At 40.9% G+C, this 11689-nt stretch carries 10 protein-coding genes; 1 reads left to right on the forward strand and 9 read right to left on the reverse strand.

Features of this window, described 5'->3' with window-relative positions; all coding sequences use genetic code 11:
* Nucleotides 1-115 precede the first annotated feature (115 nt).
* The 9 genes from CHU92_RS10460 to CHU92_RS10500 form a co-directional block, all read right to left on the reverse strand.
* Nucleotides 116-754, reverse strand: coding sequence for a hypothetical protein (locus tag CHU92_RS10460; protein WP_129583059.1), 639 nt, complete (start codon nt 752-754; stop codon nt 116-118).
* A gap of 159 nt (nt 755-913) precedes the next feature.
* Nucleotides 914-3967 carry an efflux RND transporter permease subunit gene (locus CHU92_RS10465; RefSeq protein WP_094415329.1) on the reverse strand — a complete coding sequence of 1018 codons (3054 nt, stop codon included), beginning with the start codon at nt 3965-3967 and terminating at the stop codon, nt 914-916.
* Between the two features lie 2 nt (nt 3968-3969).
* Nucleotides 3970-5019, reverse strand: a complete 1050-nt coding sequence (locus CHU92_RS10470) for an efflux RND transporter periplasmic adaptor subunit (protein ID WP_094415331.1) — start codon at nt 5017-5019, stop codon at nt 3970-3972.
* Complete coding sequence (locus CHU92_RS10475) at nt 5019-6386, reverse strand: TolC family protein (protein WP_094415333.1); 1368 nt, start codon at nt 6384-6386, stop codon at nt 5019-5021. Before CHU92_RS10475 ends, CHU92_RS10470 begins: the two co-directional genes overlap by 1 nt.
* A 51-nt stretch (nt 6387-6437) precedes the next feature.
* The gene (locus CHU92_RS10480; RefSeq protein WP_094415335.1) at nt 6438-7043 is read right to left on the reverse strand and encodes a TetR/AcrR family transcriptional regulator; all 606 of its coding nucleotides are present in this window, start codon (nt 7041-7043) and stop codon (nt 6438-6440) included.
* 343 nt (nt 7044-7386) lie between these two features.
* Nucleotides 7387-7950 carry a dihydrofolate reductase family protein gene (locus CHU92_RS10485; protein ID WP_094415337.1) on the reverse strand — a complete coding sequence of 188 codons (564 nt, stop codon included), beginning with the start codon at nt 7948-7950 and terminating at the stop codon, nt 7387-7389.
* Between the two features lie 38 nt (nt 7951-7988).
* Nucleotides 7989-8561: a hypothetical protein gene (locus CHU92_RS10490; protein WP_094415339.1), complete on the reverse strand. Its 573-nt coding sequence runs from the start codon at nt 8559-8561 to the stop codon at nt 7989-7991.
* Nucleotides 8562-8609: 48 nt separating this feature from the next.
* Nucleotides 8610-8918 (reverse strand): hypothetical protein, encoded by a 309-nt coding sequence (locus tag CHU92_RS10495; protein WP_129583060.1) that lies wholly within the window; start codon nt 8916-8918, stop codon nt 8610-8612.
* A gap of 42 nt (nt 8919-8960) precedes the next feature.
* On the reverse strand, nt 8961-9461 hold the full coding sequence (locus CHU92_RS10500; protein WP_094415343.1) for a hypothetical protein: 501 nt from the start codon (nt 9459-9461) through the stop codon (nt 8961-8963).
* 148 nt (nt 9462-9609) lie between these two features.
* On the opposite strand from CHU92_RS10500, the gene CHU92_RS10505 reads away from it, so the two are divergent.
* A complete protein-coding gene (locus CHU92_RS10505; RefSeq protein WP_094415345.1) occupies nt 9610-11586 on the forward strand; it encodes an alpha-ketoacid dehydrogenase subunit alpha/beta in 1977 nt (658 codons plus the stop codon).
* Nucleotides 11587-11689 lie beyond the last annotated feature (103 nt).

The following is an 11689-nucleotide window of genomic DNA, read 5'->3' on the forward strand; positions in this document are numbered from 1 at the left end:
CCGCAAAAGCAGGCGGCGGGGAGGATGCCGCTCCCATCAGGGCTAAAAAGGATTAGTATCACATTTTTGTTAGCTCAGCTACTCTAAGGCTAAAATATTATGTTGCTAATACTAATCACCAAACAATTGCCCAATAAATTACAGTATTTTCTTCTCTGCTTAAAGCTACACCTTTTGAATATCCGTTTTTCCAATTATTAGGCATTTGTGGGTTGGGCTTTAAGTTATATTCTTTAAAATAATTTCCTGATTTTGCTTCTAAAACATAAATATCAAAGTCAGGACCTATGTTTAGCTCTTTAGCAGAGTGATTTCTGAATTCAATAAAATTAGGGACTGGATATAAATTTTTATAACAGTCTCTTTCTATTTTGACACTATCCTTTATTATGATATCTTCTCTATTTTCATAACTATCTAAAGTCTCAAATCGATTAACAATTAGTAAACATGTATCATTAGATGAATATTTAGCGATAGATTTTGATTGTAGGTAAGTAGCAATAGAATCTATTTCAGAAATATCTACGTTATAATTGTTCACTTTTAATCCAACATCATTTCTGGATACAACTTCAGAACATACATAGCTACAATAGGTGTTCGTTAATTTTGTTGGTAAATATTCTACTAACCTTTTTGGAAATTTATTTTTACATTCCAAGTAGTCATTATTGGTCTTGATTAAAAATTGATTATTAGGTTTACAATTTATAAGTAAACAAAAGTACAGGACATATATAATAGTTTTCATCTCCATATTGATTTTAAAACAGAAAAAAATTCGTTTAGAAAAGCCATTCCTTGACTAATATTATTGAAGTGGTTTAAACTTTTATTTTATTAAATTTCTTTAGTGCGNCCAAAAAAGCAGTGCCAGCCAGCTTCAGTATAACTTCCCGGTTCCAACGCATTATTTTTTATCCATGTCTATTTTAGGAGGTATTAGTTTGTACACCACCGGTGTAACTACCCGCGACAGCAGCGTGGAGCTGATAAGGCCTCCAATCATCACAATTGCCAGTGGCGATATCAGCGGGTTTGTACTTAGCGCTATGGGCAGCAGCCCTCCTATGGCAGTGAGTGATGTAAGGATTATAGGGAGGAACCTTACTTCGCCACCTTCTCGGATTGCCTCTTCCACACTGTGCCCTTGTTGCCTCAGTTGGTTGGTGAAATCTACAAACAATATTGAATTTTTTACTTCAACCCCCGCAAGCGCTATTAGGCCGATGGTCGCCACAAATGACAGCGTATTGCCTGTAAGCCATAAAGCAATAATTGCACCAACAATACCTAAAGGTATCACGGACAGCACAATAAGTGTGCTTTTGAAAGTTTTGAAAAGTAAGATTAAAATAGCAATGAACAGAAAAACAGTAACAATTATAACTGATTCAAACCCGCCAAAAGATTCTTTTTTGGCTTCATATTCACCGCCCATCTGGTAGCTGTAACCTTTCGGCATCTGAAGTTTATCCATCTTATCCATAACCTCGGTTATCACATTGTCAACAAGATGGTCTTTATCAACAAAGGCCGATACAGAAACTGTGCGTATTTTATTGTAATGATTTATGAACAGAGGGGAGCTTTCCATTTCTACTGTTGCAATGCTGCTTAGGGGTATAGCTGTACCTTTATTATTATTTACATAAACCTTGTCAAGGGAAGACAGTGTAGGTTTTTCCAGCTTTGGCGCTGTGAGTATGATATTGCGTTCATCGTCATTTTTATCCGTAAAACTCCCCAGGTTAAGGCCGGCAATGGCAAGCCGTACCGTACGGTCTATGTCTACAGTGTTTATCCCGAGCATCCTGGCTTTATCCTTATTTATATTAATCCTTATATCGGCCTTCAGGTTGGATACAGGGTTTGTAACATATATAGTACCGGATGTACCCTTGAGCAGTCGTTCGGCCCTTGCCGACAGCAGCCTCAGCGTATCGAGGTTTTCACCGTATAGCCTGACTTCTACAGGCGCTACAATAGGCGGTCCCTGCTCAAAATTCTTGACTTCGATTTTTGCATCAGGAATCCCGGTGAATTTTTTCCGCAGCAATTCCATCACTTCATATTTTCGCTCAGAAGTGGTTTCTTCATCCATTTGTATAAATATCTGGGCAAAATCAGGCGTATCTTTGGCAGGTATCACATTGTAATACACACGTGGATTCCCCCTTCCTACATTTGAAGTATAATATTTAATATCATTAATTTTTGAAAGTTCTTTTTCTACTACAAATGTTATCCTGTCGGTTTCTTTTATATTGGTTTGCAGCGGCGCCAAGATATTTACCAGGAACTGCGGTTTTTCTGAAGCAGGGAAGAGGCTGAAACCCACGGCAGGGATCATCATCAATGAACCGATGAATATGACAAGTGCCACAAGCGTTGTTTTCCAGGGGTGTTCAAGGGCTTTGTCAAGGAGCCTTGCATAGGTACCGTGAATCCCTTTTTGGAGTACCCGCAGAAATATATTGCCTTTATAATCAGGCCCGTGCTGCTTTAATATCCTGCTGGATAGAAACGGGATAATGGTGAGCGACACGACCATTGATGACAAAACGCTCATAATAACAGCCATAGGAAGCCCCCGTATGAAATCGCCCGATGCCTCAGGAAGGAAAACCAGTGGTAGGAATGCAATGATAAGGGTCACCGTACACCCTACAATAGATATACCTATCTGCTTTGTACCCATAAGGGTAGCCTCGAGCCTTGAGTGCCCTTCACGCATCCAGCGTTCTATATTTTCTACTACCACAATACTGTCATCAACCAGCAGCCCCAGCGCCACCACCAGGCCTACAATACTCAGCTGGTTAATATTATATCCTAAATAATTAAGCAACACTAAGCCAATAGCCAGGGAAAGTGGGATGGATATCATAACAATTATAGAGGCTCTTAAACCCAGCGGCAACAGTGTTATAGACACCAGGAGGATAGCTATTATAAAATCTACCCCCAGGCCTTCGAGCCTCTTATTGACATTGTCAGCCTGGTCAAAATTGTGCACCAGGTCAATGTTGTGGGGCAACGTCTTCCTGAACGTTTCAATAACAGGCAAATATTTATCCTGGATTTCAGAAATATTAAAACCTTCTTTCAGTGCGGCGGTTACTAATGCGGCACGGTGCCCATTTAAGCGGACAATATGTTTGGTTTCATCATAATCATTTTGTACAGACGCAATATCCCTGAGCAGTATATTTTTATCATTAGCGGCATAAACAACTGTATTTTCAATTTCGTCCAGTGAGTTGTAATTCCCGCTGGTTTTAATGTTGAAAGACCGTTTTCCCGCATCTACACTACCCCCCGGTATATTAGCAATTTCACTTTGTATGCTCCCGGTTATTGCATTTAGCGGAAGATTCATCCTTGCAATTTTATCAAGCTTCAGGTCAACCCTTACAATAGGTTCGGCAAGGCCGTGCACCTCTACATTCTTTAGTTCGGTAACTTTTTCGAGTTCTTCCTGAAGGTTTTCAGCATACCACCTTATCTTGTCAGCCGGGGCATTTTCACTTACAAGCGATGCCTGTATTATATTTACGTCAGATGGTATCTGTTTTTCTACATACAGGCTTTTTACATCCTGTGGCAATTGTTCCCTCAATGCGTTTACTTCGCGGACTATCTCCTGGTATTTCTCATCAACATCGCTGTTATATTTATATTCAACATTAAAAATAGCTACGCCATCCTGTATATTGGTTTTTATCCTTTTGATGTTTTCAAGCGCGTAGATTTTTTTCTCGGCAGGCTTCACTATAAGCTCTTCTATATCTTCAGGCGATGCTCCCGGATATATAGCGACTACGGTGAAATTTGGGCTGCTCAGCAACGGGTCTTCGCTCCTGCCCATGGTCAGTAATGTTGTGATACCAAGGGCTATAGCCATGATGAACATTACCAGGGTAAACTGGTAGTTCCTTACTGCATATTCAGATATTTTCATAGCTATTGTATAACTTTTATAGATGATTTATCAGTAAGGTAGGCATTGCCGGTGACAATAAGGTATTTATATCCTTCGAGGCCGGAAGCAATGATTACTTTTTCATTAGTAATCCTGTCAATAACTACCGGTACTTTTATTGCGGTTTTGCCGTCATTAGTCACAAAAACAAATCCTGTTTTGGCATTAGCATCCATTAGCGCCTCATAAGGCACAACAAACGCTTTAGTTTTGTTGGAAGCTGCTATACGTGCTGATCCAAACATGCCTGATGCCAGGCCGCTCACTTTATTGTCAATGCCTATTTCAACAAAGAAAGTACTGCTGTAAGGGTCAATACCCTGTGATTTGCGTACAATTGTCCCGCCGATGTTTTTGCCCGCAAGTGTTTCTGACGACAGGGTTGCTTTATCGCCGACAGCAACGGCTGCCCAGTCGCGGTCACTGATACCGGCCTTTAATATCCATGAAGCCTGCCCGGCGCCATTAACCCTTATGACTGGATCACCGGGATTAACCAGTTGTCCCGCATTAGCGGTTTTCCTAAGGACATATCCATTTTTTGGCGCGTAGATTTTAGAATATTTATAGTTGAAATTTGCCGCCTGGTTTTGTTCCTGGGCTATATTTAAAAGTGTTTTGGCATTTTGAAGCTGTTCAAGTGTTGCTACGCTGTCTTTGTACAGCGCCATTACCCTGTTATAATCACGTGTTGCTTTTTCTATGGCGAGCCGGCTTTGTGCTGTGCCTGATCCGATTTCGGTAAGGTCCAGTTCGGCAAGCACCTGTCCTTTTTGTACATAATCGCCTTCTTTAACATATATGTTTTTGATGAGCCCACCGGTTTTGAAAGACAGATCAACTTCGTCATCGGTGGAAAATTGGCCTGATACTATGATTTCTTTATCCAGTGTTTGCATTGCCAGGGGTTCCGTCTTTACCGATATGGTTTCAGTAGTTTTATTTTCCGGTTCTTTATCCTTACCGCATGATGCCGGCAATAGTGTAGCTGCTATAACCAGTATGGCAGATTTTAAATATAGTGTTTTCATTATTGATTGGTTTGATTGATTTTATAGGTTGCGTTCTGACGTTCAATATCGGTTAGCGCAGCAAGTACCCTGTATCGGGCAATGTTACCGGAAAGTTGCGATTGCGTAAGCTGGTTACGGGCATCAATATATTCTATAAGCGTATTAGCGCCCTGCCGGTACCCGGATTCTATGACCCTGAAATAACTTTCGGAAGCTTTGATATTTGCTGATGCAGCTTCAAGCTGTGCTTTTGAGGAGTAGTAATTGGAGAGTGCGTTTTGAGAAGCCATATCAAGCTGGCGGGTAATATTTTCTTTATCAAGCTCCAGTTTCTGTATATCCAGTTTGCGCTGTTGCGCCTTATGTGTATTGGCCTGGCCTTTGAACAATTTTATATCCATCTGGATGCCTGCGAAATAATACCTGGAATAGCCGTTATATTCCCAATCAATTCCCTGAGAACCCAAGTCAAGGAAAGCACTTATCTTAGGAATCCAGAAGCTACGGTCCATTTTCAGCGCTGTTTTGTTGATCTCAAGGGCCTGGTCAAGCTGTTGTAATTCTTCGCGTGTGTTCTTTATATTAATTAAAGCCGCATACTTTTCAGGGTCGGCATTATTTCCTGGTACGGTTTCTACCGGAGCATTAAGGTTCTGGTTAATCAGAAAATTAAAATACCGCCGGGCATTATCAAGTTCATTTTTCGCCTGAAGCAGCTGCGCATTTAAGCCTGCTATTTCAGATTCTGCCCTTTTTATATTGGCCTGTAGCCCTTTGCCGTTCCTGTACAGTGATTCGTTCACTTTAAGGTTTTGGTTCACCAGCGCCAGTGCGTTTTCATAGATAGCTATATTTTCGAGCATCATCAGGTAATTATAATAGGCGTTGCGTATGCCGGCTACAAGTTCACGCTTATATATAGCAAGTTCATGTTCCGGAAGGGCTGCCTGCTGTTGCTTTATCCTGTAATTGTAATATACATCCGTATTTACTATGGGCACACTTGTGCGTACATGCGCGTCATAATAATTATTCGGGTTCAGGTAAGACCGTATGTTTTCAAGTTGGGGAAAGTTGCCGGATCCGGTAAGCTGGTTCAGGGTGGCATATACAGGGTTCACAAGGTCTCCTACCGGGAAATTAAAATATCGGCCACCTTCGCCGCTTTGGTAACTGGTACTAAATGATACATCAGGCAGGAAATATCCTTTTGCCTCCTTTAATGCGGCAAGCGCGGTTTGCAGCGCGATGTTTTTTTGCCGGACAACAGTATTGTTCTTCAGCCCCTGTTCAATATAATTGTCCAATGGCTCCTGCGCCAATAAAAGCCCGGGGCAGAGGAACAGCAATATACATGCTATGCTGCGGGTTAATGGTATAGACATATTTACGTTATTAATTTAGTTTACAGTGTTAATTTATAAAGAAAAAAAACATTAAAGTTCAATAATCTTTAAGAATGATTCATATGATGTCGATAAGATGTGTGTACGCCTGTCCTCATCAAATATCATGCACCTGTCCCTGTTGTTGAGGGTACACATGCCGTGCATGAAAGACCAGATTACAAAGGCAACCACCTCCGGGTCATCCTTTTTTAGTGTCCCGGTTTTCATGCATTCTGCTACAGTTGCCTCAAGGAATTTAAATGAGGTATGTCCTTCACTCCAGCCTTCCTGCTCTATGCAGTTCAGGGGTGCCCTCTGTACAAACATGAGGTCATAATAATCTGGGTTGTCCATTGCGAAAGCCATGTATATTTTACCCATAGCCTTTAATCGCTCCATGGGATCCGCGACGGCAGCCAGGACAGCCATTTTTTGATTCAACAACTGGAACCCTTCATTATGCAGCGCGAAAAATATTTCGCCCTTATCTTTAAAATATATGTAAAGGGTTGTTGGGCTATACTCAATGCGGTCGGCTATATTCCGGATAGACATGTTGTCATAGCCCTTTTCCAGGAATATTTCCCTGGCGGCATTAAGAATGGCTTTCCGAAGGTCTTCCTTTGCTTTATGTTTTCTTTCTTTAATACCCATGCCGCAAATTTAGTTAACACTGTTAACATAAACAAAAATTTTTACGGTTTTTTTATAAAGGTAATTTTTTAAATCCTTGTCATAAATGAAGAATCATTTATTATTACTGACAGCGATTCTTTATTTTGGCTCCCTGTTGTGGTTATTGAAATAATTCCCTCAGAGAAAAATAAAGCCAGGGGCCAGAAAAAAAACAAAAGCAGATTTTTCATTTGTGGTGGGTTAAGCTGGGACATTTGAGTTGCGTAGATTTAATTTAGTTAATTGTTTATAACCTTAAGGCAGTAAATGCACTTATAATGATTTTTTTTTGAATGGGAGGAAGTTGTTGGCAGGTAGCAGCTTAATTATTTGAGCCTGATGAAGCTGGTTTATAGTAATGCAGCACCGATCCACCATCAAACGTCTTAGTTTTGATAAGATTTAATACTGTCCTGTCATTTATGTTGTCAAACAATTGCAGCCCTGGCCCAGCAATAACAGGAAAAATGCAAAGCTGGTATTCATCGACCAGGTTCAGGTTGGCTAATTGTATAATAAGGCTCCTGCTGCCGACCAAAACATCCCTGCCCGGTTGCTGTTTGAGTTCTGCTACTACTTGTTCAAGCGGTTTGGTTGCCAGTGTTGCACTGTCCCAGCCTGTTTCCGTTAGCGTGCTTGAAAAGATGATCTTAGGTATCCTGTCTATAGCCCTGGCAAAATCGTCCATAGATTTTTCACCTGTAGGATTATTTATCATGGGCCGCCAGTATTGCATAAGTTCATAGGTTGTCCTGCCGTACAGTATTGCACCCGACTCATTCAACAACTGTGTGTAATAATCGTGTACTTCGGCATCAGGTATGCCTGCGGTATGGTCACAGTTACCATCAAGTGTCATGTTGAATGCGGCGATTATTTTTGGCATTGGGTTTTAGTAAATTTTATGTTGGTTATTTAGCTTGATTAACAAGAAGAAAAAGAATTTCCTTTTGAATCTTTGGCAGTAAAACAACCATCTTTAAACGCTGTTTTATAATGGCAAAAAAGGTCTTCTAACTCTGAAGCAGTTAAATCAAATTCTAATAGTTCTGGAGGTAACTGATTAATAGATATACATTTTCTTCCTTTAACGGCAGCCTTACCCAACAAATATCTCACTCCAATTTTAGTTCCAGCATGTAAATAAACCTTGTCGGGATATAATTTACGAAAAGCACCAATTCGTAATGCAGTATCATATTTAGTGAGTACTCCAATACGTTCTGAGTCAATACTTTCTATTACAGATAATAAATCATCGAAAGATTTAGCTTTCTCTATTTTAGATTTTTCGACAACTAATCCAGAAGCAAATTTGTCTAGATTCTCTCTTCCAACACGTCTTTGATGACTATTAATCTTACCTTTTTTATCAATAGCCTTAGCTGCGACTTTTATCGCTCCGACAAGATTATCCTGAGCAAGACAATGAGATATATGCAGTTCAGAAAAGTTTCTTTTTCTTTCTCTAAACTCTTTAACTATTTCATCATACATAATACAGTTTTTTTAAATTTATAAATAACATAAAGTTAGTAAAGACATTTAAATGTTATTTAAAGGCCACACGATTATATCTCCTTCAACAGATACTGACTCAATAAATTCTGTTTCTACATAATTAGTAGTACTAATTCTACTCATTTTACGTCTATTTGCAGCAATAAATTGTAACTTTTGATCTGCTATATATGGTGGTAATACAAAATTAAACCCTTTTAATTTGTTTACTGTGCTCGGATATATGATCGCATCAGCCTGCTCAATAGTGTCAAATACATAATTAGTGAATGCAGTAGTTATTTTGTAATGTTTTGAATCACCTCTTGCTTCTGTTGAAAACTCTTTAGACAAAAATTGAATCATCTCTTGTACAACTCGGGAATTTTCATCATTTTATTCTTTAGCTAAATTTGAAAAACTTTTACTTATTTCCTCTAATTCTTTATGCTGGTCTTTTATGTCATCATTAGTAAGCAGGCTAACGCATAGAAGATTTTCTTTAGCAATCCATAGCCCTGTTGTAAGATATTCATATTCCTTGTCTATATTTTGACGGATTATTTCGCTTGTTTCAGGGATAGAAATTGAATCATCATTTGCACAATAGAAAGTTGATTGACCTGGTTCATTAGCTCTTCCAAAAAATTTAATGTTCTGTATGTCTTTTCTATATGATAATTCACCAACGGAACTAAAAAAATCTTCATTATCTCGATGGACTCGTGTTCGTACTAACTTAGTGCCTTTAGGAAAAATTACACACGGTATTGGAAACTCAATTGTGTTTAAAATATTCTTTATGTAGATATAACTTTCAATTGACTGACTTTCTTTTGCATTCTTTAATAATGTTAAAAAGTGCTGTAGTTCGATGAGATCAAATTTGTTATTCATTAAATGTATAAGGTAGAATGATAAACCTACGAAAAATCCCCTTACAAAAATTTTTTCAAACAAAATATTTTCATCACATTTCCTCCAGCTCCTGTTATTTTCTTACTTTTGGGGTGCACAAAAAAATAACGATAATTCAATAACAAACATGAATTTCGACAGAAAACAATTAACCAACGAACAATTACTTGATTTATATACGAAATTAATAAAACCACGCCTCATAGAGGAGAAGATGCTTATCCTCATCCGTCAGGGTAAGGTGTCAAAGTGGTTTTCCGGCATAGGGCAAGAGGCTATTGCTGTGGGTGTTACCGCCGTTTTAGACAAAGATGAGTACATCCTGCCCATGCACCGCAACCTGGGCGTTTTTACCGGGCGCGACATTCCGCTGTACCGCCTGTTCTCGCAATGGCAGGGCAAGGCCAACGGCTTTACCAAGGGCCGCGACCGTTCTTTCCACTTTGGTACACAGGAGTTTAAGATCATAGGCATGATATCGCACCTAGGGCCGCAGCTGGGCGTTGCTGATGGTATTGCGCTGGCTAACACGCTGAGCAACAACGGTAAAGTTACCGCTGTATTTACCGGTGAGGGCGCTACGAGCGAGGGCGATTTCCACGAAGCGCTGAACATTGCCGCCGTGTGGGACCTCCCGGTGCTTTTTATCATCGAGAACAACGGCTACGGGCTTAGTACCCCTACCAACGAGCAATACCGCTGCGAAAACCTGGCCGACAAAGGCATTGGCTACGGCATGGAATCGCACATAATAGATGGTAATAACATACTTGAAGTATACACACAGTTAAGCGACATTGTTGCTTCTATGCGCCAGAACCCACGCCCGGTGCTGCTGGAGTTCAAGACCTTCAGGATGCGTGGGCATGAGGAGGCGAGCGGCACTAAATACGTTCCGCAGGAGCTTATGGATATGTGGGCGATAAAAGACCCGGTAGATAATTACCGCAACTACCTAAAGGCAGAAGGCGTGCTGACCGATGAGCAGGATGATGCAATGCGTTCCGAACTGAAGAAAGAAATAGACGAGCATTACCAGCAGGCTTCGGCTGAACCGGCTATTGTTGCCAGTCTAAGCGAAGAATTAAATGATGTTTACAAACCCTATCAATTTGAGGAAGTTAAAGCTTCATCAGAAGCTGAAAATATACGGATGATTGATGCGATATCACAGGGGTTAAGGCAAAGTATGGAGCGCCATGAGAACCTCGTAATCATGGGGCAGGACATTGCCGAATATGGCGGGGCTTTCAAGATTACCGAGGGCTTTGTGAAAGAGTTCGGTAAAGGCCGCGTGCGCAACACCCCAATTTGTGAGTCGGCTATTGTTTCCACAGGCATGGGATTATCTATAAACGGCTACAAATCAGTTATTGAAATGCAGTTCGCCGATTTCGTTTCCACCGGGTTTAACCCTATAGTAAATTACCTTGCCAAAGTGCACTACCGCTGGCAGGAAAAGGCTGATGTTGTAGTGCGTATGCCTTGCGGGGCAGGGGTACAGGCGGGGCCTTTCCACTCACAGACGAACGAGGCGTGGTTTACCAAAACACCGGGGCTTAAAGTAGTTTACCCGGCATTCCCCTATGATGCCAAAGGTTTGCTTGCTACGGCAATAAACGATCCTAACCCGGTAATGTTCTTTGAGCACAAGGCTTTATACCGTAGCATATACCAGGATGTGCCGAAAGATTATTACACTTTGCCTTTCGGTAAGGCATCGTTACTAAAAGAAGGTGAGGATGTTACCATAATTTCGTTTGGCGCGGGAGTACACTGGGCGCTTGAAACTTTAGACAAAAATCCGGACATAAAGGCCGACCTTGTTGACCTTCGCACACTACAGCCGCTTGATACGGAAGCTATATTTAAATCAGTGAAAAAAACAGGTAAAGTGATTATCCTTCAGGAAGATACATTGTTTGGCGGTGTGGCCAGCGATATCTCGGCAATGATCATGGAAGAGTGCTTTGAGTACCTTGACGCCCCGGTAAAGCGTGTAGGCAGCCTGGAGAGCGCTATACCGTTCACTAAAGCCCTGGAAGACCAGTACCTGCCCAAACAACGCTTTGAAACCGCACTGGCAGAATTGATGGCTTATTAGTAATTTTAACAGAAAAAACGCGCTAAAGACGGCTTGCATGCCCTTATGTGGATGCATAGCCCTGATGGGAGCGGCATCCTCCCCGCCGCCCGCTTTTGCGGCG

This window comes from Flavobacterium cyanobacteriorum (genome assembly GCF_002251835.1).
Classification (GTDB): domain Bacteria; phylum Bacteroidota; class Bacteroidia; order Flavobacteriales; family Flavobacteriaceae; genus Flavobacterium; species Flavobacterium cyanobacteriorum.